Source organism: Actomonas spartinae, assembly GCF_051209155.1.
Lineage (GTDB): Bacteria > Verrucomicrobiota > Verrucomicrobiia > Opitutales > Opitutaceae > Actomonas.
The window spans coordinates 1,249,845-1,274,728 of the sequence record NZ_JBPJGB010000002.1; the positions used below are offsets into that span (position 1 = coordinate 1,249,845).

The 24,884-nt window shown below is 62.7% G+C and carries 20 protein-coding genes and 1 other RNA gene; 13 read left to right on the top strand and 8 right to left on the bottom strand.

Features of this window, described 5'->3' with window-relative positions:
- Positions 1–37: 37 nt before the first annotated feature.
- The 3 genes from AC0MRV_RS12850 to AC0MRV_RS12860 all read left to right on the top strand — a co-directional run bounded on the left by AC0MRV_RS12850 (position 38) and on the right by AC0MRV_RS12860 (position 3,202).
- Entirely contained in the window at positions 38–307 is a 270-nt protein-coding gene (locus tag AC0MRV_RS12850; protein WP_472764881.1) for a flagellar biosynthetic protein FliQ, read from the top strand.
- A gap of 21 nt (positions 308–328) precedes the next feature.
- Positions 329–1,081 (top strand): flagellar biosynthetic protein FliR, encoded by a 753-nt coding sequence (locus AC0MRV_RS12855; protein ID WP_472764882.1) that lies wholly within the window; start codon positions 329–331, stop codon positions 1,079–1,081.
- A gap of 261 nt (positions 1,082–1,342) precedes the next feature.
- The gene (locus tag AC0MRV_RS12860; RefSeq protein WP_472764883.1) at positions 1,343–3,202 is read left to right on the top strand and encodes an ArnT family glycosyltransferase; all 1,860 of its coding nucleotides are present in this window, start codon (positions 1,343–1,345) and stop codon (positions 3,200–3,202) included.
- Between the two features lie 103 nt (positions 3,203–3,305).
- Here AC0MRV_RS12860 and AC0MRV_RS12865 read toward each other — a convergent pair whose 3' ends face one another.
- From AC0MRV_RS12865 to AC0MRV_RS12885, 5 genes are all read right to left on the bottom strand, one after another.
- Entirely contained in the window at positions 3,306–3,779 is a 474-nt protein-coding gene (locus AC0MRV_RS12865) for a hypothetical protein (protein WP_472764884.1), read from the bottom strand.
- A 785-nt stretch (positions 3,780–4,564) separates the two neighbouring features.
- Complete coding sequence (locus tag AC0MRV_RS12870; RefSeq protein WP_472764885.1) at positions 4,565–5,071, bottom strand: hypothetical protein; 507 nt, start codon at positions 5,069–5,071, stop codon at positions 4,565–4,567.
- A 20-nt stretch (positions 5,072–5,091) separates the two neighbouring features.
- On the bottom strand, positions 5,092–5,487 hold the full coding sequence (locus tag AC0MRV_RS12875; RefSeq protein ID WP_472764886.1) for a hypothetical protein: 396 nt from the start codon (positions 5,485–5,487) through the stop codon (positions 5,092–5,094).
- 846 nt (positions 5,488–6,333) lie between these two features.
- Positions 6,334–7,395, bottom strand: coding sequence for an IS110 family RNA-guided transposase (locus AC0MRV_RS12880; RefSeq protein ID WP_472764887.1), 1,062 nt, complete (start codon positions 7,393–7,395; stop codon positions 6,334–6,336).
- 684 nt (positions 7,396–8,079) lie between these two features.
- On the bottom strand, positions 8,080–8,448 hold the full coding sequence (locus tag AC0MRV_RS12885) for a hypothetical protein (RefSeq protein ID WP_472764888.1): 369 nt from the start codon (positions 8,446–8,448) through the stop codon (positions 8,080–8,082).
- A gap of 1,035 nt (positions 8,449–9,483) precedes the next feature.
- On the opposite strand from AC0MRV_RS12885, the gene AC0MRV_RS12890 reads away from it, so the two are divergent.
- The 3 genes from AC0MRV_RS12890 (at position 9,484) to AC0MRV_RS12900 (ending at position 16,708) form a co-directional block, all read left to right on the top strand.
- Positions 9,484–10,803 carry an EscU/YscU/HrcU family type III secretion system export apparatus switch protein gene (locus AC0MRV_RS12890; protein ID WP_472764889.1) on the top strand — a complete coding sequence of 440 codons (1,320 nt, stop codon included), beginning with the start codon at positions 9,484–9,486 and terminating at the stop codon, positions 10,801–10,803.
- A 12-nt stretch (positions 10,804–10,815) separates the two neighbouring features.
- Complete coding sequence (gene flhA / locus AC0MRV_RS12895) at positions 10,816–13,032, top strand: flagellar biosynthesis protein FlhA (RefSeq protein WP_472764890.1); 2,217 nt, start codon at positions 10,816–10,818, stop codon at positions 13,030–13,032.
- 226 nt (positions 13,033–13,258) lie between these two features.
- Positions 13,259–16,708, top strand: coding sequence for a CHASE domain-containing hybrid sensor histidine kinase/response regulator (locus AC0MRV_RS12900; protein WP_472764891.1), 3,450 nt, complete (start codon positions 13,259–13,261; stop codon positions 16,706–16,708).
- Positions 16,709–16,898: 190 nt separating this feature from the next.
- Here the strand turns inward: AC0MRV_RS12900 and hemA are convergent, their stop codons facing one another.
- The 3 genes from hemA to leuA all read right to left on the bottom strand — a co-directional run bounded on the left by hemA (position 16,899) and on the right by leuA (position 20,733).
- Positions 16,899–17,966 (bottom strand): glutamyl-tRNA reductase, encoded by a 1,068-nt coding sequence (hemA, locus tag AC0MRV_RS12905; protein WP_472764892.1) that lies wholly within the window; start codon positions 17,964–17,966, stop codon positions 16,899–16,901.
- A complete protein-coding gene (locus AC0MRV_RS12910) occupies positions 17,963–18,811 on the bottom strand; it encodes a cytochrome C assembly family protein (protein WP_472764893.1) in 849 nt (282 codons plus the stop codon). Before AC0MRV_RS12910 ends, hemA begins: the two co-directional genes overlap by 4 nt.
- A gap of 257 nt (positions 18,812–19,068) precedes the next feature.
- Positions 19,069–20,733, bottom strand: coding sequence for a 2-isopropylmalate synthase (gene leuA, locus AC0MRV_RS12915; RefSeq protein WP_472764894.1), 1,665 nt, complete (start codon positions 20,731–20,733; stop codon positions 19,069–19,071).
- 303 nt (positions 20,734–21,036) lie between these two features.
- Here leuA and AC0MRV_RS12920 point away from each other — a divergent pair, with 303 nt between their 5' ends.
- From AC0MRV_RS12920 to dnaX, 7 genes are all read left to right on the top strand, one after another.
- Positions 21,037–21,630 (top strand): RNA polymerase sigma factor, encoded by a 594-nt coding sequence (locus AC0MRV_RS12920; RefSeq protein ID WP_472764895.1) that lies wholly within the window; start codon positions 21,037–21,039, stop codon positions 21,628–21,630.
- The gene (locus tag AC0MRV_RS12925) at positions 21,627–21,950 is read left to right on the top strand and encodes a hypothetical protein (RefSeq protein ID WP_472764896.1); all 324 of its coding nucleotides are present in this window, start codon (positions 21,627–21,629) and stop codon (positions 21,948–21,950) included. The genes AC0MRV_RS12920 and AC0MRV_RS12925 overlap by 4 nt, the downstream gene beginning before the upstream one ends.
- Positions 21,947–22,441 (top strand): hypothetical protein, encoded by a 495-nt coding sequence (locus AC0MRV_RS12930; RefSeq protein WP_472764897.1) that lies wholly within the window; start codon positions 21,947–21,949, stop codon positions 22,439–22,441. The genes AC0MRV_RS12925 and AC0MRV_RS12930 overlap by 4 nt, the downstream gene beginning before the upstream one ends.
- Positions 22,442–22,503: 62 nt before the next feature.
- Positions 22,504–23,073 carry a flavoprotein gene (locus AC0MRV_RS12935; protein WP_472764898.1) on the top strand — a complete coding sequence of 190 codons (570 nt, stop codon included), beginning with the start codon at positions 22,504–22,506 and terminating at the stop codon, positions 23,071–23,073.
- Positions 23,070–23,513, top strand: a complete 444-nt coding sequence (locus tag AC0MRV_RS12940; protein WP_472764899.1) for a gamma-glutamylcyclotransferase — start codon at positions 23,070–23,072, stop codon at positions 23,511–23,513. Before AC0MRV_RS12935 ends, AC0MRV_RS12940 begins: the two co-directional genes overlap by 4 nt.
- 33 nt (positions 23,514–23,546) lie before the next feature.
- Positions 23,547–23,645, top strand: an RNA gene (gene ffs, locus AC0MRV_RS12945) — signal recognition particle sRNA small type.
- 62 nt (positions 23,646–23,707) lie between these two features.
- Entirely contained in the window at positions 23,708–24,862 is a 1,155-nt protein-coding gene (gene dnaX, locus AC0MRV_RS12950; protein WP_472764900.1) for a DNA polymerase III subunit gamma/tau, read from the top strand.
- Positions 24,863–24,884 lie beyond the last annotated feature (22 nt).

Below are 24,884 nucleotides of genomic sequence, written 5' to 3' on the forward strand. Positions count from 1 at the left end.
CCGTTTCCCAGCCACCAGTCCCCAGCATCCTAGCATCATGACTCCCGAAGCCGCCATCGACCTGCTCAAAGAGGTGATCACCTTTGCCGTGTATCTTTGCGCGCCGTTTCTCCTCATCCTGCTCACGGTGGGTCTCATCATCAGCGTGCTGCAGTCGGTCACGAGTATTCAGGAACAGACGCTGTCCTTCGTGCCGAAGCTGCTCGTCTTCGCCGGCGCCGCCATTGCGATGGCGCCGTGGGCCATCCGCAGCGTGACCGAGTTTGCCACCGAGATGATCACCCGCATGGGCGGCGTCACGACGTAGCTTGCGCTACTTGCGATTGTCATGACCGTCGCGTCGGCATTGGCATGGGTGATGATCGGGCTGCGGGCGGGCGGGCTGCTCGCGATGATTCCGACCGTGGGCAACAAGCCCTTGCCGCCGACCGTGAAGGTCGCCTTTGCCCTGTGCCTCGCGACGCTCCTGTCACCGCTGGTGCCGGTGGATGCCTCGGCCGTGGCGGGTTGGGGGCCGCTCATTCTGGCGTGCGCCGGGGAGATTTTTCTGGGTATCGCGCTCGGCTGGGTGGGGCGCTTCGTCTTCGCCGCGGTGGAGATGGCCGGACGCGTGATCACGACCGAAATCGGCCTGGGCGGCCAACCGGGATTCGAAGCACCGCGACCCGACCAGGAACCGCTGGCGGCGGCATTGATGTTTTTGGCGGGGCTCTTGTTTTTCGGCTTCGACGCGCACCATCAGGTGATGGCGGCGTTCGCCCGCACCTTTGACCTCATGCCGGCGGGCGCAGGCATGCTCGGCCCGATGTCACCGGAGACCATGTTGGAAGGCACGGCCCACGTGATTGAACTCGGCCTGCGCATGGCGGCGCCGTTCATCGCGTTCAACTTTTTGGTCACCTTGGCCTTTTCCATTCTCAGCAAGGCGGTGCCGAAGATGAACGTCTTCATCCTCAGTTTTCCGATGAAGATCATGGGCGGGCTTCTGCTCTTCGCCGGCTTCGGCATGCTGCTCGGTCGCTACCTCTACGTGGAGTTCGATCGCATCCCGAACCTGCTCTTGGAGCTGGCGGCGCGGTAAGCGCGAAAATGGAGATCACGGCGTGACCGGCAGGTCGTTTCGGCCGAGTCTCGTTTCTTTGGTGGAGCAATGGCGCCACGGATGGCACGGATGCCCACGGGTTGGTGCTGCTGAGACCTTCCAACCAATCTGGGTGAATCCGTGAGTTTCGTGGTGGGAGAGCCCTCCGACTAAGTGGAACCAGGGCGTCGTCGTCCCGGCGGAGGTGCCGCCACCCACCTGTTGCTTTCCCGGCCGCGGTGTCCAATTTCCGATTCCGGAATGCTGCCCGTCCCTGACCCCACCAGTTCGTTCTGGGCTTGGTTACTGATCCTGCCGGTGTGCGTGGTGGGTCTGTTTCTACCCGGTCACCTCTTGGCGTTGCGACTACGGTCGCCCTTGCCGTGGGTGACGGCGTTCATCGGATCGTGCCTGTTGTTGTTTGCGGCCGCGCTGCTGATTGATGTCACGGGCCTGCCGGTGCAGACACTGTTCTTGGTGGGGGGCGTCGGGTTGGCGGGGGCGCTGGTGTGGGTGCGGAGGGAAACGCCGGCGGGATGGCGGATTGACCTGCGCTGGCAGACCGTCCTCCGCGAGGCGTGGTGGATGCTGCCGGTGATCGCGGCCGTCGTGTCGACCTTGTTGCATGCGGTCGTCGAACCCTTGTCGGGCTTCGACACGATTTTTCGGTGGAATCACCCGGCGCTGTTGTGGTTGGAGCAAGGACCGCTGGCGCACTACCCGCCGACGAGTGCGATGGATTTCCGGTTCTATCCGTGGGCGGACGGAATTCCACCGTTGGTGCCGTTGGTGAACCTGTGGATCTACTGGGGAACGGGATCGACCAACGGTGCCCTGATCGCCGCGCGCTTGTTGGTGGAGCTGCTCCTCACGCTCGGATTGGTGTGGCATCTCGCGTGCCGACTGTGGGGAGACCATGGCGGGCGGATGGCTGTGGCGGTGCTGGCGACCTCGACCCTGTTCTGGTGGTCAATCGGGATGCAGCAGGAGACGGGGTTCAGCGGCATCGCGTGGCTGAGTGCGGCGGCGCTGTTCATCGAATACCGTGCCAAGCCCGACCGGGCGACGGCGATCTGGCTGGGGCTCGCGGTGGGCTTCGGCGCCCTGGGCCGAGATTACAATCTGGTGCTGCTGCCGGTGCTCGCGGTCGGAATGGTTTGGGGACGGGTTCCCCGGGGGCACTTCGTCGGAGCGTTGGGCGCGGCGATGGTCGTCGTGCTGCCGTGGCTGGCGCGCAATGCCTGGCTCACCGGCAACCCGCTCTTCCCGCACGATTTGGGCGGCTGGTTGGCGACCAATCCGGTGCATGGCATCTACCTGGAGGCGGTGCGGGAGACCTTCACGTATGCCAATCCCTTGTTGCGGGAGACCCTCCTGCGCGGCGCGGCGATCGGGGCGGGGGTGTTGCTCCTGCTTGGCTTGCCCGGGCTGATGCTGCGGCGGATTGAAGCGCGCGTCCTGCTGGTGCTGGTGTTGGTGGCGACGGGGTTGTTTTTGGCGGCGGTGCCCAGCACGGCGGGCGGCGCGATTTATGCGCTGCGCGTGCTGGGGCCGGCGTTGCCTTTGTTGGCGGTGGCGTCCGGTTGGTGGGTTACCCGGCTGTCGGGCCGGGCGTGTTGCGTGATGGGGGTTGCCCTGCTGCCGCTGAGCGTCGATGCGGCTCGCCGCTCATGGAATTTTGCTTGGACCCCGGATGAGGCGCCGTGGCCTTACACCTGGACCACTTGGAGCACGATCCGATCAGTGGTGGGTCAGACGGCAGGTAGTCCGATCTGGGGGGAGTTGGCGCGGGTGGCGGAGCCGGAGGCCACGGTGGTGGTCAACCCCGATCATTTCGTTCGGCTTGGGCAGCGGGGCGGGAACCCGGTCTCGATCTTCAGCCCGGAAGTCAGCGCGCTGACCGACCCGGCGGAGATCGGGTTGGAGGAGGCGGTGCGCGCCTTGCGGAAACGGGGGATTCGTTTCGTGGTGCTCGTGGACGACCACCTGCACACCAGCCGGTTTCTGCGAGCGATGCCGGTGACACGGGAGCTGTTGCTGCTGCCGCCAACCGTCGAGGTGCACGGCATGCGCATCTATGACCTGGCGCTGATCGAGGAGACGCGCGCGGACGGCGATTGAGCTTCGTTTTCGCCGTCGTATCAAAAAAACAGTTACGATTTAGCTGAGTCGCGAGTCACAGCGCGGAGCGCTGTCAACCGTTGGCTCGGGCGGTTGGATGGACTTATTCATCGAAATTCAGTGGTGGGTAAGTGAAGAAACTATCATCAACTTCAATAACGCTAAACTCATCCGTATCGGATGAATATGAATAGTGGATGTCGAACTTTCCGCTGTCCTTGGAACCCATGATCCAAAGTCCGGCGATACCGATAACCTGCCCGTCAATCGTCTCTCGCTGCCAAGTCTCCGGAATCTCATATCTCCATCTTCTCATCGTCCGGACTATCTTCCCATTTTCGCGATCCTTCCCGAAGCTGACACTTTCCACGGAACCGACTCTGCGGATGATCTCAGGATGAGAATATGCTGTGTGAATAAGCTGGGTCCACTCGACGTCTTGTTCTGGTGATCGTCCGTCTGCGCGAGCCCACCACCAGACTGAAACAATTGCCGCCATTACTCCAATGATGTGAGGCCACCAAGATTCCCGCTTTCGAGCGGTGTCTGGGGTTTCATACTCTTGAGCAATGCCCATCGTTTAAGCTCAGCCGCTCAGGTCAGCGGAGCTGACCTGAGTTGGCTGCGGCGGATGGATGGGCTCTATTCTCATGCGAACTCGGGCAGAAGGAGTAGCACGGAAACTCCCAGCAGTGGTGCAATGAATACTCCGATCACCGCAGGGTGTCGAAACCGAAACTTCGAACGAACAGGACCTCTCCTCCACACCAAAGCGACCGTAGCAACCACTGCCCAAATGCGAGAGGCCCAGGGAACGACACCGCTATCAAACAAATCGATCGTCCCGATAGTCATGGCCGGAAGCCGTCTCTGGCTCGTGTATGCGCTCTCGGCGTGCACAGGAATTCGATACACTAGAACGAAATTCCAGAACGCGATGGCCAGCAAGAGCGATGCCCAGATCGCTACGAGGCTCAGGATGGTCGATTTGCCTAGTTTGCCCACGTTTGAACTCAGCCGCGAGGCGCGCCAGCGCCTCGTTGGCTGCGGTGGTTGGTTCGGCTTTCCTTGGTTCTGGACTCGTTGTGGTAACCCGTCCGCAACCAAAACAAACCGATCAAGAGAAACAGAGCGCCGCCCACATACGCTCCAGGTCCATCAATCGGGATCGCCGGATACTTCTGACCAAAACTTCCGAAGGTCAGAGAAAGAATCCCTGCAAGGGTGAATACGAACCCTGCGCAGAACGTGACGGGGCTCCCTGCTCGAACATACCTCGCAAGAAGGTAGGCGCTCCCAACAAGGAGTCCCATAACGATGGTTGCGGGTAACGAATTCATCTTCTGCGCCGAACGTCGGAGCTCAGCCGCGCTCGGCAGCGGAGCTGCCGGGCGTGGGCTGCGGTGAATGGTTCGGACTTAAGGGACTAGGCGAAAGAAAGATAATGCAGCTTCTTCCCTGTTCGTCCGTGACTGTTAAGAACTCTGGTGCCGGGACCATCCAAAAAAACAAGCGACCTTGCTTATCGCTGAAGGCACCATCGCAGGTCGTAATAGTCATTACCTCTAAACCGTCCTTTGTTCGGGTGAGACCTAGCTTCGTGGCATTCAATCGGTCACTAAGTTCTTGTGGCATGGGGTCACGAAGTTCTCCCGGCATGGAATCTTGGTAGACCACGCCATTGTCCAAGAATTGGCATAATTGGGACTTTTCGAGGTAGACGCGCTCGGCAAATCCTTCGGGAGAATTCCCAAACGCCACAACCTCGTCACCTTTTGGCGGAGGATGGGGAAGAGGAGGTGAATATCGCGTGTTTGCCGCAAGCACTACGCTGATGAGAAAAAGAGGAACGAGGTGCTTCGTTTTCATAATTTGCCGAACGTTTGAGGTCAGACAGGCCGACTTGTCGGCCTTGTCTCCGGCGGTTGGTCGGGCTCTTCTTTCTCTTCGGTAAACGTGTCGCAGGCAATGCCCGATAAACGTGCCGCCTCGACAACGTGGGACGGCGCGTGAATCAGAAAGGCCTGCACACCGTCTCGAATCTCTTCATCCGTGAAACGCTCGGGATATAACGACAGCGCCACGATAAACGCAGCGTCTGCCTGCCAGTCGACCAGATGGAAACCGATCTGATCATCACGCAGAATCTCTTCTTCTTTTTCGCCGGCGAGTGCCGCCGTAATACGTGAATTGACGTCGGCAAGGTAGCGCGAGGCATCGAGTCGATCGCACTTCTCTCCGACAAGCTCCCGGAAGATCGCAGTGACTTTATCGCGTGCGCTCATTGTATGCCCCAACGTTTGAACTCAGCCGCGAGGCGCGCCAGCGCCTCGTTGGCTGCGGTGGGTGGTTCGCCTCTTTGGTTTTAACACGGAGCGAATGTGTCGCTCCACTGACCTAAGTCTCCGTTTCGACCAGTGTGCCTCCTCAGTCTTTCGCCACCACACATAGCCTCCCTCAATTAGTATTATGCACCCGTCTTCGGCTATCCATGCGTCATCTCTTTGACTCAGAAACAGCAAGTATCGTCCCGGCTTTAAATTCTGAAAATTGGTATTCGGACCGCACCATTCAATTTCAGTGCCTAGAACACGAAACGAATCAGAAATACGACCTTTGATTTCGTGATCCAGGTGGAACTGGCCGAAGTGAAATGCTGAATCAGGTCCATCTTCGACAGAAGTTCGCTCAAAATACGCAACGACCACAACGTCAGCATCGAATACCAGCTCATCCAACGAACGAGGCACCCAAAAAGCCGAGACCGATGTGAACGAGACCATCGACAGAAGACTCAATCCGAGTAGTTTCACATTCGGCGAACGATTTAGCTGAGCCGCGAGCGCCGACGCGGAGCGGCGGTGCTCGTTGGCTCGGGCGACTTCCATGAGAAGGCGTCAAGTTTAAGAGGTATCAAATGGTTCACCATTTGGGTGGAAGGGGTCGGTGGCGTGGTTGAGATCGGAGTCCGTTTGTCAGGCTTCCATACGCACTCTGGGGGCGGCTTCTAAGTGCCACTGGTGCAGGTGGGAGTCCAGTCTCAAGCCCTGCCTACTGGTTAGCGCATTGTGGTGTCATGCGGCCGTCTTGATCGCAGTGGCTTGGACGGGACAAACGGTCCGGGAAAGGGTTCATGCAGCGAGGGGTTGGGGTTCGTAGTCGTGGCCGCTCTTCCATAGAGCGAGCATGGTGACGGCCAGTTTGCGGGCCACCGCGATCACCGCGCGTTTCTTTGCGGCCGCGCCGCCGCGTTCGCACAGACGCAGGCCGGTCTGGCGCAACGCGGTGTCCGGCCCGAAGGGGCCGAGGATGTAATGGGCGCAGTTGACCAACAGGCATCGCAACGCGGTGTTGCCCGCTTTGGTGATCCGCAGCTGCTTGTCGGTCTCGCCCGACTGGTCTCTTCGTGGCACCAGCCCGAGGTAGGCACCCACCGTGCGTGTGTCGCCGAAGCGTTGCGGCGTTTCGATGGCCAACACGAAGTAGAGCGCAGTCAGCGGGCCGACTCCGGGGATCTGTCGCAGTTGCAAGGTCACTGGATACTCCTCGCGTCCCATCCGCTCCAACTCCTGATCGAGTGTCTTGATCTGCTCGCTGAGGTGCTCCAGCGAACACAGCAACGGTTCGACCAGTGCCTGGGTCGACTCGTCCAACGCGGCCCTGGCCTTGGCCACAAAACGGCAGGCCTTGGTCGCGGCGGGCAGCTGGATGCCCAGGCTCTTGAGCAGGAAGCGCACGGTGTTGGTTTGGGCGACCCGGCTGCGCACCAGCGCGTCACGCACCTTGATCTTGAGCAACGCCCGCTGGCAGCGCTCGCTGCGATGGGTGACCGGACTGAGCAACTGCGGGTCCGCGCGGCACAACCGGGCGAGCATCCGGGCGTCGTGTCGATCGCTCTTGGTGTCGGACTTGGAGATCGCGCGCAGTTTGCGAGCGTTGGCCACGTAGACCCGGTGGCCACGCTCGGTGAAGAACCGGCTGATCCACGGCGAGTGCGTGCCGGTCTCCATGGCGAGGGTAGCCCCGGGATACTGGGCGCTCAAGCGGGCGAGCCCCTCGCGGTCGTTGGTCACAGTGTGCTCGTCGATGATCTTACCCGGGCAGTTGAGAACGCAGGCCGCGTGGCGGCGGTCTCCTAGGTCGAGGCCAATCGTGCAGGCGGAACTATCGGTCGATGTTGTGGCGGGCTTCATAAGGCGGAGTCTGTATCCACCGGCCGCTTACCGCGATCCGGTAGACTCACGCCTTCTCATTCCTACTGGATAGGCCATTCTTTATCGGGTAGTAGACGTGAAAGCGGGGTGTGACAATGAGGACACTGATCGCGCCAGCGTGGTGCACAGATCCGAAATGGAATATCTGGGTGATTTCTCAACTGAGGTGCGCGTCCGCAATTCGGGCATTTGATCCGCATCCCCAAGAATCCGAAAACTAGCGTCAATGCTAGAGCAGCCATCGCCAGCCGCGGATACGGCTCGAATAGCAGAACAAATGTCGGAAAGATCATCACGATTGGAGCGAGCTGAACAAACAACAGCAGACGATACGGATTCATTGTTGTTCGCCTACTCGTTTGAACTCAGCCGCGGCGGCTTGCCGCCGTTGGCTGCGGTAGCTGGATAGGCCTTTTTGTATTTGGAATGGTCATACGCCTTTTTCGCTCCTCTTCTCCTTCTTGATCCAATAGCCGCCACTCAATAGGACGACCAAACAAATGATCGGTGATAGGATCACGAGGTTCTCTGAACTAGTGAGCGAACCTCCCAAACCGCTATGAACTCGCCAAGCAACGAACGCGACCGGTGTCGAGACGAGCAGGCCAACCAACCCTCCGCCAACCATGATCGTCTGCAACAGCGCTTTCATTTCTGCCTACGTTAGAAGTGAGCCGCGCCGGAAGCGCGAAGCGCTGTAGGCGTTGGTTCAACTGGTTGGTTAGCTCCTTCTATCTTTTGGATTTCCAAATAGACAACCGAAAGACCGCCGTTCCCGTAGCGATCACTGTGAACAACATGACCTTCGGCGACGATTCGCTTCCCGTCATAGAGCGCTTTAAGTCGCTCCCGACCTACGGACGGCGGACTATCTTTCATGATGATCGGATCTACGGATACACCTAACACGGAATCGCTACCTACTCCGACGCTGTCAGTCATGGCCTCGTCCTCTGCGGTAAACCACAAGAATCCGGAAACACGCACCTCTTGGCCGATGCGATCATAACACGATGCGGCCAGCTCATCCACGGTGAGCAGAGGTGCAGGATCACGCGAACATCCTGAAAGCGCGACCCCTGCTAAAATCAGAAATACCGCCTTCATAGGTAGCTAACGTCTAAGCTGAGACAGGCCGACTTGTCGGCCTTGTCTGCACCGGTTGGTTCGACTCTTTCCCGTGTTGGTGGGGTAGAAACTTGGACATCCGTGATCCTAGAAAAAGTAGTAGAACAACGACCGGAAACTCGAGGGCGAACATGACCAGATTTTCGCTTCTGAGTAGAGCGTAGCGACCAGCTTCCAGAAGGTAGGCGCATGCACTCGCGGTGACCAACAACGATGCCTGAGTCGAAAGAACAACAAAGAGGCGAGTTGGCGCATTCCTACGAACAATGTGTCCGAGAGTGAATCCGGAAAGCAGTAGGTATGCTGCGGACGCTGTAACGCGGAATCCGAAGGAATAGTAGAGGAGGAGCCCAAAACCCACACCGATGAACAGGACGGTGACAGCGATGATCGTCTTATTCATCGTCGAACAGTGTTATTAACCTACCGAGAACGCCGCATAACGTTGGAGTGCGTTAAAGGTCTTTTTCGGTTTTATGATTGGTATCCTGTTGCCATTCAGGAAGTAGGCGGTTTTCGCGCCAGCTAAACGGTAGTTCAAGCTCCTCAAAAAGCGGCGTTTTGGCGAGACGCAAATTACAGTGGCCCTACGAACGCGCCGGGACGCCGCACGAACACAAACCGCCGCCGACGAAAAATGATTAAACGTGTTTCGTAAGTTGCGGTATTTCAATATGATAACGCTACAACCCAAGAATCCTGAATTGCAGTTCAAATGAGGAGAAACCGGCGTCCTGGTCGCTTAACACCCCCAAAAGCGGCGTGAATGCCGGACGAACAGAGAGGCCGCGCGGGGGGCGCGGGCTGGATTCGGTTTCATATCCATATCGATACCATGAAATTATATATCATATGAAAGATTGGGTGGTTTAGGCACGTTTCTGTTCGTGCGGCGTAAAGGCGCCGATTTCACGAAATATCACCTTTAGACACTCGCTCATGTTCGCGGCGACGGACTGGGCGATCGGCGATGCGGCAAAGTTTTCCGCGGGGGAGGTGGCGCGGGTCGGCGGGACGAGGAATGGGAGCATTGGTGAGAAACATAATTTCGTAAGATATTCGAAAAGAGGATCTAACGGAGGCCGTGGTTTTCCGGGCACGTGTCCTGCAACTCGCGGGGGCACCAAGATGGCCGAAGATCAGGACAAAGACTCAAAGACAGAGGCGCCGACCGCGAAGCGTTTGGAAGACGCGGTCGCGAAGGGCCAGTTTGCGAAGTCGCAGGACCTGCAGGCCGTCGTGCTGCTGATGGCGGCGCTGGGGGCGCTGGGGCTCACCTTGACCCAATCGGTCCAGACGGTGGTGGGCATGGCGATCCGCACGTTCAGCAGTCTGGCCGTGGCCGAGGTGACGGTGAAGTCGGCCTCGACGCACCTCATGACGATCCCGAACACCTCGCTCCCGGTGCTGCTCCCGGTGATGATCTCGGCGGTCGTGGCGTCCTTGTTGGTGGGGGGATTTCAGAGTGGGTTTAACCTCACGCCGAAGGTCTTCGAATTTGATCCGCAGAAGTTCAATCCGGTGAAGGGCTTTCAGCGCATCTTCTCCAAGTCGGCCGCGGTGCGCGGGGGGCTCGATATTCTCAAGGTTCTGGCCATCGCCTTCGTGCTGCTGGTCGCGGCGAAGGGATTGGTGGCCGACCCAATGTTCAACGCGCCGATCGAGGCGGGTTATCTGGCGGAGTTCATGCACCGCTCCACGCTGGCCTTTCTGGCCCGGCTCATCATCGCCATGGGCATCATCGCCGCGCTGTCGTATGCGTGGGAGAAATACAAGAACGCCGAGGACATGAAGATGTCGCGTCAGGACATCAAGGATGAGAGCAAGCAGCAGGAGGGCAGTCCCGAGGCCAAGCAGGCGATGCGCCGCATGGCTCGGCGCCTGATGCAAAAGCAGATGGTCGAGGCGGTGCCCACGGCCGACGTGGTGATCACCAACCCGACCCACTTTGCGATCGCGCTCAAATACGAGCGCGGCGTCGATGCGGCGCCCATTGTGCTGGCGAAAGGCGAGAACCGTTTTGCGCAACGCCTCAAGGCCATCGCCAAGGAGAATGGCGTGCCGATGGTCGAAAACAAGCCGGTCGCGCGCTTCCTCTTCAAGGTGGGGCAGGTGGGCAAACCCATCCCGTCGGAGCTGTTCCAGGCGGTCGCGCAGATCCTCGCCTACGTCTACCGCACGCACCGCTACTACTTCCACGAGCTCAAGAGCCGGCGGCTGCTGCTGCAGCAGCAAACCACGAAGAGGGCATCCCTTTAGAACGATTGATGTATGAAGTCTGACGTTGATTCATCCGCCGCGCCCCAGCGCTCCTTTGCCGAGGCTCTGTTGCATCGGGCCGATCTGCTCTTCGCCGGTGTGCTGTTTGCCACGGTGTTGATGCTCATCCTGCCGATGCCGGCGATCATGCTCGATACGCTGCTGGCGATGAACATCGGCGCGGCGATGCTGGTGCTGTTGGTGGTGATCTACGTGAAGGACCCGCCCGAGTTCAGTGGTTTCCCGACCATCCTGCTGGCGCTCACGCTTTTCCGGCTCGCGCTCAACGTGCTCTCGACGCGCCTCATCCTCACCAAGGGCGAAGCGGGCAACGTGATCGATTCGTTCGGCAACTTTGTCATCCAGGGCAACTACATCGTCGGTTTTGTCGTCTTCCTCATCCTGATCGTGATCAACTTCATGGTGATCACCAAGGGTGCCGGCCGCATCGCGGAAGTGAGCGCGCGTTTCACCTTGGATGCCTTGCCCGGCAAACAGATGGCGATCGATGCCGAGTTGAACGCCGGCATCATCGACGAGACCACCGCCACCAATCGCCGCGTGAAGGTGCAGAAGGAAGCCGACTTTTACGGTGCGATGGACGGTGCCTCGAAGTTTGTGCGCGGTGATGCGATCGCCGGTATTCTCATCACGCTGGTCAACATCATCGGCGGCTTCGCCATCGGCGCGCTGCAGATGGACCTGTCACTGGCGGAGAGCGCGCAGAAGTTCACCCTGTTATCGATCGGTGACGGCTTGGTCTCACAGATCCCGGCCCTGGTGATTTCGGTCGCCGCCGGTATTCTGGTGACCCGCGCCTCGGCCAAGTCGGGCAACCTGGGCAGTCAGATCGGCGCGCAGTTTGTGCGCTACCCGCGGGCGCTGAAGATCGCCGGGGCGATGCTCGGTTCATTCGGTCTCATGCCAGGCATGCCGCTCATCCCGTTTGCCGTGCTGGGCGGTTTGGCCTACTACACGGGTGTGATGCTGCGGCGCGATCCGGCGACGGAGGACGACGAGGACGAGGCGGACGGCAAAAAGAAGGCGGCCAAGGACGGCGCCGCGGCGGAGGCGGGCGACGGCGGTGCGGCGGGCGCCAGTATTGCCGGCAAGACCGAGAAGACCCCGGCCGAGGAGCTCAAGAGCTGCCTCACCCAGGACGTGTTTGCGATCGAGATCGGCTACGGCCTGCTGCCGCTGGTCGAGACCTCGAAGGGCGGTGAGCTGTTGGGCCGCATCACCGGCGTGCGCAAGACGATCGCACGCGAGCGCGGCCTGCTGGTGCCGCCGATCAGTGTGCGCGACAACATCGAGCTCGAGGCCAATGAATACCGCTTCCTCCTGCGCGGTCGTTCGGTGGCGAAGGGCAGTGTGATGCCGGGGCGCTGGCTGGCCATGAACGTTTCGGGCAGTTCCGTTTCGCTGCGCGGCGTGCCGACCAAGGAACCCGTTTTTGGCATCGACGCGGTCTGGGTCGACGAACCCGAGAAGCGCAACGCCGAGCTCGGCAACTTCACCATCGTCGAACCGGCGGCGGTGATGATCACGCATCTCTCCGAAACGCTGCGCAACGTCGGCCACCTGCTGCTGGGCCGACAGGATGTGCAGCAGCTCATCGATCACGTGAAGGCGACGCATCCGGCGCTGGTGTCGGAGCTGCTGCCGGACCTGGTGAACCTGGGCATCATCCAGCGCGTGCTGCAGAACCTGCTGCGCGAGAACATTTCGATCACCAACCTGCCGCTCATCCTCGAAGGCATCGGCGACTACGCGCCGCTGACGAAAAATCCCGACGATCTGAGCGAGCGCGTGCGCCGGGCATTGGGTTTGTATTTTGTGCCCGGATACGAAACCACGCCGGGCATCCTCAAGGCCTCCACGCTCGATCCGCGCCTGGAGCAGATCCTCGCCTCCAAGGTGCATCGCGGCGGCGGCGAAACCCTGCTGCTGCTCGACCCGAGCACCGCGCACCACATCGTCAACAAGGTTGCCGAGCGCGTGGCCGCCGCCACCCAGGTGGGCGAGCCGCCGGTCCTGGTGGTGGGGGCGGAGGTGCGCATGCCCTTGCAGCGTTTCCTGGAGCCGAGTTTCCCGCGACTGGCGGTGATCGCCTTCCAGGAAATCCCGGCCGCAACGGAGATCGAGAATGCCGGACTCATCCCGGCCCCGGCGGGCGCGGGCATCCCGACGCCCATGCCCATGCCGGCGCAGCAGTCGCAGGCGGCGTAGAGGCCCACGTGTGCCGCCGACCTTCGTCGTCGAGGATCGCCTGCGGGGGTGGGACCGGACGCCGGCGTCCACCTTGACCGGTATCAGGTGGCGCGCTCCCGGCGGAATGCTTTCGCCTCGGCAAATCTGTTGCCAGCCGGTCGGGGCTCGCCCGAGATAACGGGTCTCTATCGCTGGCCGGCTCGAAAAGATTTCATTCATGAATTCAACTTCTCCCCATTCGAACTTGGCCGTTGCCGATGAGCGGGCGCGAGGGCTGGCGCGCGGGATCTTCCGCCACGGCCCGTGGCCCGTCTTGGTGGCGCTGGTCATGATCGCCGCGTCGGCGATTGTTTTTGCCGTGTTGTGGCACGGGGCGGAGCGGGCGGACGAGGTGCGGTTTGACCGGCTGACGGATCAGATTTCCGCCGGTTTCAACACCCGACTGACCGCCACGGCCCAGGCCCTGCGCACGGCGAGCGTGGCGGCGGCTTCGGTCGAGACGATGTCGCGGGCAACGTGGATTGATTTTCAGGCCAAGGCGGAGATCGGCGCAGAGCAGGGCACGGTGGGTTTGGGCTACATCGCGCGGGTAACGCGCGGAGAGGTGGCGGCGCACGAAGCCTGGGTGCGCGAGCGCGGCCTGCCGGATTATACGGCGCAACTGGGCGGGGAGCATGATCCGCTGTATCTGGTCACCTTTTTTGAACCCCTCGAAACCAATGCCGGGGCAATCGGCATCGATGTGGCCGACGGCACCAACCGGCGCGCCGCGGCCGAAACGGCGATGCAGCGCCATGAGGTCGCGATGTCGCGTCGCATTCGGGTGATCGTGGGGGAGCGGAACACGCCGGGTTTCCTGTTGTTTTTCCCGGTCTATGCGCGCGGGGCCGCGATCGACACAGTGGAACAACGCGAACAGGCCCTGGTGGGCTGGGTGTATGCCGCGGTGCGGGTGGACACGCTGGTGGCGCCCCTGCACGCCGGCTTGGAGGATGAGATCGGTTTCAGCATTTACGAGGGCGACACCCTCGCGAGCGGACGTCTGCTGTGGGCGGCCAGCGAGCGCCGGCTGGGGGATCCGCCGCCGCGCTTCGAGCGCACGACGCGGGTGAGTGTGTTTGGGCAACCGTGGATTCTGGTGACGCAGTCGCGGCCCCGGCTGTGGGACAATGCCTCGCACGGCCTCGCCTGGCTGGCGCTGGGCAGCGGTCTGCTGCTGAGCGCGATGGCGTCCCTGCTGGCGGTGCGGATGAGCGGGAGTCGTCGCGAAGCCGAAAAGCAGGCGGCGCGGGCCGAGGCCGACCTGGCCTTGGCCAACGAACAAACCCGGCGCCTGGCGATGATCGCGCGCAACATTCACAACGCGGTCGTCATCACCAACGCCGACGGCGGTATCGATTGGTGCAACGAAGGTTTCACCCGGCTCACCGGTTGGCGGCTGGAGGAGGTGGCGGGGCGCAAACCGGGGTCGTTCCTGCAGGGGGCGGACACCGATCCCGCGACGGTTCAGGTCATGCGCGACGCCCAGCGGCAGCGACAGCCGTTCGCGGTGGAGGTGTTGAACTACCATCGGGAGGGACGGCCCTATTGGGTGGCGAGCGAGGCGCAGCCGCTCTTCGACCGCGCCGGCAACCACCAGGGCTACATGGCCATCCAGAGCGACATCACGGAGCGCAAGAGCACCGCCCTGCAACTGGCGCGGCAGGAGGCGCAGTTACGCTTTGTTTTCGAATCCTCGCCGGTGGGCATGTCGTGGATGCAGGATGACCGACCGGACCAGCGTTTGGTCAATCCGGCCTATTTGCGCATCACGGGATTGAGCGCCGAGGGCGCGCGCCAGAGCGGCGCCTTGCGCCACCTGACACATCCCGACGACCAGGAACGGCTGACGGAGTTGGACGCAAAGATGGAGCGCGACCTCATCGATTGCTACGAGGTCGAGGCGCGATTCCTGCACCCCAGCGGCCGGGTGGTTTGGGCGGAGTATTCCCGGCGTCGTTACGTGGATTCGGCGACCGGTCATCGCCGGGATGTCGCGACCCTCGTCGACATCACCGCGCTCAAGGAACAGGCGGCGGATCTGCTCGCGGCCAAGGAACAGGCGGAGGAGGCGAACCGGGCCAAGAGTCAGTTCCTGGCGATGATGAGTCACGAGATCCGCACGCCGATGAACGGCGTGATCGGCATGGCCTCCATTCTGCTCGAAAGCGACCTCGATCCCGACCAGCGCGAGTTTGCCAGCACCATCGCAAGCAGTGGCAGCGATCTGTTGGCGATCATCAATGACATCCTCGACTTCTCAAAAATCGAATCCGGTCACCTCGAGGTGGAGCGCGAACCCTTTGATCTGATCACCTGTGTGGAGGATGCCGTCGAGATGCTGGCCCTGCGCGCCTCGGAGAAGAAGTTGGAACTGTTGCTGGAGCTCGGGCCCAACCTGCCGGTGCGGGCGGTCGGCGACGGGCTGCGGCTGCGGCAGATCCTGGTCAACCTGGTGGGCAACGCCGTGAAGTTCACCGAACGAGGTGAGGTGCGGGTCAGTGTGCAGGTGCGGCCGGTGACGGACAGCCGGCAGGAGTTGCGTTTTGAGGTGCACGACACCGGCATTGGCATCGCGCGGGAGCGGATCCCGCGGCTGTTTGAAGCGTTCACCCAGGACGATGCCTCGACCACGCGGCGCTACGGCGGCACGGGGCTGGGGTTGCCGATCTGCAAGCGCCTGATCGAGCTGATGGGCGGGGTGATGTGGTGGAACAGCGAGCCGGGCGAGGGTTCGACGTTTGGCTTTTCGTTGCGCACGCCGATGGAGCCGGGCGGGCGGATGGAGGATCAACCGAAGAACATCGAATTGGCCACCGAGCTCAGCGGTCGATCGATCCTCATCGTCGACGACAACGCCACCAGTCGCCGCATCATCACGGATTTGGCGGAACGTTGTCAGATGCAGGCCATGGCCGTGCCCGACGCCACCGCGGCGCTTGAGCTGATCGCGGCCGCACAAACCTACGACCTGGTGGTGGTGGATCACGACCTGGCCGGTGCACCCGGTCTGCAGACAGCCCGCCAGTTGCAACAGGCCTGGGCGAACGACGCGCCGCCGATCGCGTTGATGGCACCCCCGATGTATCAAATCGGCGCGGAGCACCGGGGGGTGGTCAAACGTGTCATTAAAAAACCCCTACGGCCCTGTCCGACCGCAACGGTTTGGGTCGAGATGCTGCGCGGGCCGGATGGGGCGGCGTTGCCGCCGTGTCGCCCTGGCACGGAAGCGGTGACGGCCGCGCCGCCGGCGAAGCCGGAGCCCGTTGAGCCGCGGGTGCTCGCGGTGGAGGACAACGCGGTGAATCTCGAGCTCATCACGATGATGCTCAACACGCTCGGCTACACCTTCGAGCATGTGAACGACGGGGGCACGGTGGTGGAGCATTTGCAGAAGCAACCCTGCGACATCGTGCTCATGGATGTGCAGATGCCGGGCGTGGACGGTTACGAAGCGACGCGCCGGGTGCGCGACCAGATCGCACCGGAGCAGCAACCCTGGATCATCGCCGTGACCGCGAACGCGATGCACGGCGACCGGGATCGCTGCCTGCGCGCCGGCATGGATGACTACGTGAGCAAACCGCTCAAGCTGGCCGACATTTCCGGTGCAATGGAGCGGGCGCGAGCAGGTTTGGCCAAACGCCGGGCCTGAGCGCTGTGGCCGCGAGCGTGAGACTGGTGGGGTAAACCGGACCGGGGTCAGCGACCCCGGCTACAGCGAGGTGCAGAGGGGGAAGGTCCGCCACACGCTCACGCTCGCGGCCACGGGGTTGCGGTGCTTTTGCTGTAGCCGGCCGCGGTGAGGCCGGGGCGTTTGGCGAGAGCGGGCGCAAGCGCCTCGCCTACAGGGGTGGTTGGCCCGTGCTCGTGCCGCCGGGCACCTGCGGTTGGATGGCGTGCCAGAGGTGCTTGGTCTTTTCCGCGATGATGGCCTCGGCTTTGTCGACCTCGGCGACGCGGGCGAGGCGGTTTTCTTCCGCGATCTTGGCGAGGTCGTCGAGGTTGTAGAGATAAACGCCCTCGAGGTCGGCCGCGGTTGGTTCGATGTCGCGCGGCAGGGCAAGATCGATGAGGAAGAGGGGCTGGGCGCGGCGCTGGCGCATGGCGGCGCGGATGGCGGAGGTGGCGAGGATGGCGCCGGGCGCGGCGGTGGCGCAGCAGACGATGTCGAAGTCGGCGAGGTTGGCCTCGATCTGCTCGTAGGGCAGGGCGGCGGCGCCGAGGCGGGTGGCGAGCGCCATGGCGCGTTCCAGGGTGCGGCTGGCGACGGTGACGTGACGGGCGCCGCGGCTTTGGAAGGCCTTGGTGGTTTGTTCGCCAATCTCGCCGGCGCCGATGGAGAGGACGCGGGCGTCGTGCAGTTCGCCGAAGATCGTGCGGGCGAGTTCGACGGCGACGTTGGCCGTGCTCACCTGACCCTCGTTGATGGCGGTGTGGGTGCGCACGTATTTGGCGGCCTGGAAGGCTTTTTGGAAAACGCGGTTGAGGACCGGGCCGGTGGCGTGGGTCGTCTGGGCGGCGGCGTAGGCGTCCTTCACCTGGCCGAAGATCTCGTTTTCGCCGATGAGCTGGGAGTCGAGCCCGGCGGAGACTTTGACGAGGTGGCGAATGGCCTCGGGGCCGGTGGCGAGGGCGCGCACCTTGGCGAAGTCGCTCGGGTTGATGCCCTGCACTTCACAAAAGCGGGCGGCGAGGGATTCGATGGTCGTGCCGGTTTCGGCGACGCCGTAGAACTCGATGCGGTTGCAGGTGTTGAGGATGGCGAATTCGGGCAGGCCGGGCAGGGCGGAGAGTTCCGAGGCGAAGGCGGGCAGCTTCTCCGGACCGAGCGCCAGTTTCTCGCGCCACTCCAGCGGCGTCGTGTGGTGATTGGCCCCCACGACGAACAAGGTTGATCCAGTCGTGCTCACGGGGCGGGGGGGGCTGAAACATCGGCCGGCGAGGCTTCGCGGTGCCGGCTGGAATTCACCGGGGCAAGAGACAGGAGGGCGGCCACGAAGAGGCCGATGCACCACCAGGCGAGGGTCTTGCCGTAGAGGCGATTGGTCCGGCGCAGCACCCAGATGACGGTGTAGGCGAGCCAGACCCCGAGCGTGGTGAAGAGTTTGCCGAGGTTGACGGTGTCGGTGTTGGGCAGCCAATGGACCGCGCCGAGCGCCAGCGACGTGGCGAGCAGCAGCGCGCCAAAGCTGAGCAGCCGCGAGCCGATCGAGTCGAGGTCGCGGATGGCGGGCAGGAAGGAAAAGAAGCCGCTGAGGTTTTTGTTCTTCAGGCTGTAGTTGCGCAGAAGATACATCACGGAGGTGAGCGCGAGCAGGGCGAAGACGCCGTAGCTGAAGAGGGCGAGAGCGGCGTGAAACTCGATCCACGGGTTGTCGCCGAAGATGTTGGTGCGGCGAGTGGCATCCCAAGGAGCGATGCCAAGCGACAGCACGGTGAGCACGGCCGCCATCACCGAGGTGAAGTAGCCGAGCAGGCTGAGCCGGAAGGCGGCGCCGACGACGAGGTAGAGGGCGGTGGCCGACCAGGCGGTGAACTGGAAGAGCTCGAAGGTGTTGCCGAGGGGGCAGCCCTTGACCTCCATGCCGCGCAGGTAGAGGCCGAAGGTCTGGAGGGTGAAGCCGGCCGAAACGATGAAATACATCAGTGCCCGCGACTGCTTGCGGTCGCGCAGCAAGGCCACGGTGCCCAGCAGGAAACCCGCGAGGTAGCAGGCGGCGGCAATCCAGAGCCAAGTGCGGTCGTCGAAAGTCATGGCGTGATGCTTACAGGTAAGCCGCGCAATGCAGCCGTGAAGTCAATTTTCACAGGAGGTAACAGAGGGCAACAGAGCCGAGCAGACGTGGTTCGTTTTACAGAAGGAAACAAAGGCAAGGAAGCTGGAGGGGCAGGGCTCTTGGTGTAGGGGGTCAGCGGAGGAATGGCTCTGTTTCCCTCTGTTTCCTCCGGTTAAAAGCAGCTGCGATCGAGTGGCTTCGTTTTCCTTTGTTACCTTCTGTAAAGAACAGGCCCTCAGCCGGCGAGGGCGCGGTTGATGGCGCTGGCGACGGCCTTGATCGACGCCATGTCGATGCTGCTGTCGATGCCGGCGCCGAAGAGGGGGGCGCGGTTCTCGGGCTGGATCTGGATGTAGGACACGGCCTGGGCGCGGGCGCCGGAACCGAGCGAGTGCTCGCTGTAGTTGAGGAACTCGAACTGGAACACGCCGGCGTCGCGGATGGCGGTGACAAAGGCCGCGATGGGACCGTTGCCGGTGCCGGTGAGCGTGCGCGTCTCGCCGTTGATCTTGAGGTCGGCTTCGCAGGTGACGTTGCGGTCCTTCTCGGTGGTGCGGAAGTCCACCACTTCGATGGGCGCGGTGCGGTCGAGGTATTCGCCCTGGAAGGCGGCGAGGATGTCGGCCGAGGTGAGCTCGGTGCCGCGCTCGTCGGCCAGGCGGTTGACGATGGGGCCGAACTCGCGGTGCATCGCCTTGGGCAGGGTGAAACCGTATTCCTGCTCGAGGATGTAAGCCACGCCGCCTTTGCCCGACTGGGAGTTGATGCGGATGATGGCCTTGTAGTTGCGACCGATGTCGGCCGGATCGATCGGGATGTAGAGCACGTCCCAGGGCTGGCCGGGGACCTGTTTGTCCCACGACTTCTTGATGGCGTCCTGATGCGAGCCGGAGAAGGCGGTGAAGACCAAGTCGCCGCCGTAGGGCGAGCGGGCGGGCACCTCCATGCGGGTGGTGCGTTCATAGACCTCGCGGATGTCGTTGAGGTTGGAGAAGTCCAGCCGCGGGTCGATGCCGTGGGTCAGCATGTTCAACGCGACGGTCACGATGTCCAGGTTGCCGGTGCGTTCGCCATTGCCGAAGAGGGTGCCTTCGACGCGGTCGGCGCCGGCCAGCAAGGCCAACTCGGTCGCGGCGACGCCGGTGCCGCGGTCGTTGTGGGTGTGGAGCGACACGATGGTCGCGTCGCGGCGGCTGAGGTGACGGCACATCCACTCGATTTGGTCGGCGTGGACGTTGGGCGTGGCGTATTCGACGGTGGCCGGCAGGTTGAGGATGATCTTCTTTTCCGGGGTGGGGGCCCAGACGTCGGACACGGCTTCACAGATCTCGAGGGCGAAGTCCAACTCGGTGCTGGTGAAGCTCTCGGGCGAATACTCCAACTGCAGGTTCATGCCCTCGGCGATCAACGGCGCGCCGTGCGCTTTGAGCAGGTGGATGGCGTTGGTCGCGATCTTGACGATGTCGGCGCGCTCGGCGCCGAAGACGTAGTTGCGCTGGGCCGGCGAGGTGGAGTTGTAGAGGTGGAAGATGACGTTCCGCGCGCCGCGAATCGCTGCACAGGAGCGCGTGATCAGGTCCTCGCGGCATTGGCAGAGGATCTGGATGGAAACATCGGCCGGGATGCGGTCCTCCTCGATGAGGCGGCGGCAAAAATCGAACTCGATCTGGGAGGCGGACGGAAAGCCGACCTCGATCTGCTTGAAGCCGATGCGGACCAGCATGTCGAAATACTCGAGCTTCTCCGACACGCTCATGGGCTGGGCGAGGGCTTGGTTGCCGTCGCGCAGATCGACGCTGCACCAGATCGGTGCGGCGGTCATGGTGCGGTTGGGCCACTGGCGGTCGGGCAGGTCGACCACGGGCAGCGGACGGTATTTCGCAGGATTAAAAGCGGACATGGAAAGGGAGGGAAAAAGGGAGGAGTGAGCGTGAAAGGTGAATGCAGTGGGGAAAAGCCCGCATTTCAGCCCTCGCGACGGAGGGAGGGGGCTGCTCGGACAGGAGGGATGGACGCACAATCAGTCCCGCACGGGGACCCTCTCGGATCGTGCGTCTAGCTAAGTCGAAGACGGAGCAGCGTGGTGGCGACGAATCGCATTACGTGGGGGTTATCGGCACAGCGGGGAATTGAGTCAAGGGGCGTAACCGAATTGCCACGGGCGCGTCTTGATTCCCGTGTATGCACTGTTTTGCCTTCGCCTATGTCCGCCGACGCCGAGCTTTTTGATTACAAAGCTTGTCTCGAGCAGGTGCGGGTGGGTGACCAAGCGGCCGCCCGGGAATTGGTGGAGGCGCTGTATCCGCAGGTCATCAAAATCGTGCGCCGCCGTCTCCCCCGCTGGGTGGGCGAGGAGGATCTCGCGCAGGAAGTGTTTTTAAAAATGTTCTCCCGACTCGATCAATACCGGGGCGACGTGCCCCTGCCGCATTGGGTCTCGCGCATCGCGATGACCACGGCGATCGACCACCTGCGCAAACAGCAGCGGCGGCCGGAGCTGCGCTGGGCGGACCTGTCGGAGGACGAGGCCACCGTGCTCGATGCGGTCACGGCCGACGACCGGGCCGAGGACGCCGGCGAAGCACTGGCGGCACGGGAGCTCTTGGCCAAGCTGATGGCCCAGCTTAAACCGGCCGATCAACTGGTTCTCCAACTGCTCGACCTCGAGCAAAAGAGCCTCGTCGAAGTGAGCGAGGAGACCGGCTGGAACACCACCCTGGTCAAAGTGCGGGCTTTCCGGGCCCGTCGGAAGTTGCAAACCCTACTGAAAAAACTCGAAGCTGAGGAACGAACATGAAGCGCAAAGCAACAGAGCTGGAGCGATTGCTCGCCCGGGCGCGGGCCGCCCGGCCCGACGACGGTGCAGACGAAGTCGTGCTGGCGCCGCCGGGATTTGCCACGCGGGTCGTGGCGTTGGCCTGGGCTGATCAGCGCGACGATGTCGCCGGTTCATTGGTTCAGATGCTCGTCACCCATGGCCGCCGCGCCCTGGTGGGCTCGGCCCTGCTGGCCGTGCTCAGCGTGGCCTTCAACCTGCCGGCGGTGGCTGATGCCATCGAAAGCGATATGCTGGCGGCCGACGATCCCATCACCGTCGTGCTCGACCTCTCCTCATGAGCCGACCGAACAAAGCTGTCGTTTGGCTGGTGCTGGTCGGCGTGTTTCTCGCCGGGGGCGTGGCGGGTGGTTTCCTCTCGTTGCGGGTGGCGAAGACCCTCATCGAACGCGGCCGCGGGCCGGAACAGTTTTCCATGCGCATGATGAAGCGGCTCACTGACGGCCTGGAGCTCAGTGATGCGCAGCGCGACCAAATCAAGCCGATCATTGACGCCACGTGGAAGTCCCTCCGCGAGTATCGCCACCAGAGCATCGACGCCATGCGCAGCATGGAGAGCGAAATCATGGCGGTTCTGACGCCCGCGCAAAAGGCCCACTACGCCGAGATGCAGGAGCAGCAACGCGAACGCTGGCGCCGCCTTTCCGAGCAACGGCGTGGGGGGGGCGGTCCCGGTGGGCACGACGGGGAAGGGCGCGGCCCGCCACCGCCGGGACCGGACGGCGAACCGCCGCAAGGCATGCCCCCGCCACCGGAGCCACCATCCGACTAATCGCTTGCCGCGCCGCAGTTTGCTGACTTGTGCCCGACGCCGCCGGCCTTTTAGTTGCGTCAATGGCCTCGCCGCTTTCCGGCAAAAAAATCATTCTCGGTGTTTCTGGATCCATCGCTGCCTACAAGGCGGCCGACTTGGTGAGCCAGCTGCGTAAACTCGACGCCGAGGTCTATCCGGTGCTCACGCGGGGCGGGGCGGAATTCATCACGCCGCTGACCCTGCAGACCCTGGCCCGGCAGCCGGTCGCCGCCGATCTCTGGTCGGAGGGCAATGGCTGGCAACCCGGTCACGTCGAGTTGGCGGACAAGGCCGACCTCTTGGTGGTGGCTCCGGCCACGGCCGATGTGATCGCCCAGTTTGCGCAGGGCCTCGCCCCCGATTTTCTCAGCTCCCTGCACCTGGTCGCGCGGTGCCCCATCCTGATTGCTCCGGCCATGAACGGCAAGATGTGGACCCACCCGGCGACGGTCGCGAACGTCGAAACCCTGCGTGGTCGTGGGGTGCATTTCATCGGACCCGAAGATGGCATGTTGGCCTGCGGTTACGAAGGCGTGGGGCGGCTCTGGCCGGTGGAGGGCATCGTGCAAGAAATCCTTTCCCTGCTCTGTGGCGGGGCTTCCCCATCATGAGTAGACGCGCTTCCAGCATCCTTTTGTTCACCTACGACGCCCACATGGACGATGCGGTCATGGGCGGTATCGATGAATCCTGTGAACAGATGGGCCTGGCCCGCGCCGATGGCCAACGCCTGTGCTTCACAGCGGACGGCCATGCCAACGTGAAACCCGAGGATGGCGGCGTGGTCTGGGGCGTGTTGTGGGTCGTGCCGGCGACGGCGATGGTGTTGCTCGACGCCTGGGCGCGTGCTCGTGGGCTGGAGCGGGGCGTGATGTTCATCATCAGCCCGGCTGGCCCCCGCGTGCCGGCGACCACTTATTTTGCGTCCAATGCGAATGAGGGCGATCCGAAGGCCGAAGAAGTCGAGGCCATCGTCGAGGCGGCGCGCCGCGCGAAGCTCGATTTGCGCTACCTCGCCAACTTGGAAGCATTTCGCAAAGTTTCTCGTTGAATCCGGTGGAAGCGCTGGCCCATGGTCCGCGTCGGCCAGGCGCCATGCATGGGCAGGCGCGCGAACTCCGCCAGGACCGGAAGGTAGCAACGGTAGCGACGTTCTCCCAGTGCCGTGGAGTGCCTGGCCACCTCTTTTTCTTTTCGGATTTGGTTTTCGAACCTTCGATTCCGGTGCTTAGCTAACCCCCTATTTTGGCCGCAAAAGCTTACCAGGTCATTGCCCGCAAGTGGCGCCCACAGACGTTTGCCGACGTCGTGGGGCAGGACCATGTGGTGCGCACGCTGCGCAACGCCATCGCCCGCGACCGCATCGCCCACGCCTACCTCTTCGTGGGCCCGCGCGGCACCGGCAAGACCTCCACCGCCCGCATCTTCGCCAAGGCGCTCAACTGCACCGACGGGCCCAAGGCCGACTTCGATCCCGCCGACCCCTCCTGCGTGTCCATCGCCGAAGGCACCCATCTCGATGTGATCGAGATCGACGGCGCCTCCAACAACGGCGTCGACCAGGTGCGCGACCTGCGCGAGACGGTGCAATACGCCCCGGCGCAGGGTAAGTTCAAAGTCTACATCATCGACGAGGTGCACATGCTCTCGGCCGCGGCTTTCAATGCCCTGCTGAAGACGCTCGAGGAGCCGCCGGAGCACGTGAAGTTTGTCTTCGCCACGACCGACCCGCAAAAGGTCCTCGCGACCATCGTGTCGCGTTGCCAGCGCTTCGACCTCAAGCCCATCCCGGCCCCGTTGATCGTGGAACGACTGCGCCAGATCGCCGACACCGAACAGGTCAAGGTCACCGACGAGGCGCTGCAGTGCATCGCCCGCATGGCCGACGGCGGCATGCGCGACGCCCAGTCGATCTTCGACCAGATGATCTCGTTCTGCGGCGACGACATTGGCGAGCCGGACGTGCTGGATGTCTACGGGCTCATCTCCGCCGAGAAACTCACCGAGCTGGCCGGCGCCATCGCCGCCGGGGACCACAAGCAGATCATCGCCATCGTCGACGAGTGCGACGAATCCGGCCGCGACCTTGTGCGCCTGCTCTCCGATCTGCAGGCCATCGTGCGGGAAGGCCTGCTCGACGCCATCGCCCAAGGGGGCAAGACCACGAAACTCGGCCCCGAACTTACGACCGAACAGGTCACGCGTCTGCTCGACGCCCTGCGCGAGGGCGAAGGTGGCGTAAAGCTGGGACTCGCCGAGAAGATCAACCTCGAGGTGACGCTGCTCAAAGCCGTCGAGGCCAGCCGCGCCCGCGCCATCGACAGCCTCATCAAAGAGATTGCGGCCTTGGCCGACGCGTCGCCGGCCATCGAGGCGGGCGACGAAAAAAAAAAGCCCTGATTGATCGGCTGGAAGCCCGCCT

What these genes read in the sequence shown, in the direction of transcription:
- AC0MRV_RS12925 (WP_472764896.1), top strand. Translation starts at nt 21,627, where the DNA reads ATGAAGCGCAAAGCAACAGAGCTGGAGCGATTGCTCGCCCGGGCGCGG.
- leuA (WP_472764894.1), bottom strand. Translation starts at nt 20,733, where the DNA reads ATGTCCGCTTTTAATCCTGCGAAATACCGTCCGCTGCCCGTGGTCGAC.
- AC0MRV_RS12855 (WP_472764882.1), top strand. Translation starts at nt 329, where the DNA reads ATGACCGTCGCGTCGGCATTGGCATGGGTGATGATCGGGCTGCGGGCG.
- AC0MRV_RS12875 (WP_472764886.1), bottom strand. Translation starts at nt 5,487, where the DNA reads ATGAGCGCACGCGATAAAGTCACTGCGATCTTCCGGGAGCTTGTCGGA.
- AC0MRV_RS12920 (WP_472764895.1), top strand. Translation starts at nt 21,037, where the DNA reads ATGTCCGCCGACGCCGAGCTTTTTGATTACAAAGCTTGTCTCGAGCAG.
- AC0MRV_RS12890 (WP_472764889.1), top strand. Translation starts at nt 9,484, where the DNA reads ATGTTCGCGGCGACGGACTGGGCGATCGGCGATGCGGCAAAGTTTTCC.
- AC0MRV_RS12935 (WP_472764898.1), top strand. Translation starts at nt 22,504, where the DNA reads ATGGCCTCGCCGCTTTCCGGCAAAAAAATCATTCTCGGTGTTTCTGGA.
- flhA (WP_472764890.1), top strand. Translation starts at nt 10,816, where the DNA reads ATGAAGTCTGACGTTGATTCATCCGCCGCGCCCCAGCGCTCCTTTGCC.
- AC0MRV_RS12865 (WP_472764884.1), bottom strand. Translation starts at nt 3,779, where the DNA reads ATGGGCATTGCTCAAGAGTATGAAACCCCAGACACCGCTCGAAAGCGG.
- AC0MRV_RS12940 (WP_472764899.1), top strand. Translation starts at nt 23,070, where the DNA reads ATGAGTAGACGCGCTTCCAGCATCCTTTTGTTCACCTACGACGCCCAC.
- AC0MRV_RS12860 (WP_472764883.1), top strand. Translation starts at nt 1,343, where the DNA reads ATGCTGCCCGTCCCTGACCCCACCAGTTCGTTCTGGGCTTGGTTACTG.
- AC0MRV_RS12910 (WP_472764893.1), bottom strand. Translation starts at nt 18,811, where the DNA reads ATGACTTTCGACGACCGCACTTGGCTCTGGATTGCCGCCGCCTGCTAC.
- AC0MRV_RS12880 (WP_472764887.1), bottom strand. Translation starts at nt 7,395, where the DNA reads ATGAAGCCCGCCACAACATCGACCGATAGTTCCGCCTGCACGATTGGC.
- AC0MRV_RS12870 (WP_472764885.1), bottom strand. Translation starts at nt 5,071, where the DNA reads ATGAAAACGAAGCACCTCGTTCCTCTTTTTCTCATCAGCGTAGTGCTT.
- AC0MRV_RS12850 (WP_472764881.1), top strand. Translation starts at nt 38, where the DNA reads ATGACTCCCGAAGCCGCCATCGACCTGCTCAAAGAGGTGATCACCTTT.
- AC0MRV_RS12930 (WP_472764897.1), top strand. Translation starts at nt 21,947, where the DNA reads ATGAGCCGACCGAACAAAGCTGTCGTTTGGCTGGTGCTGGTCGGCGTG.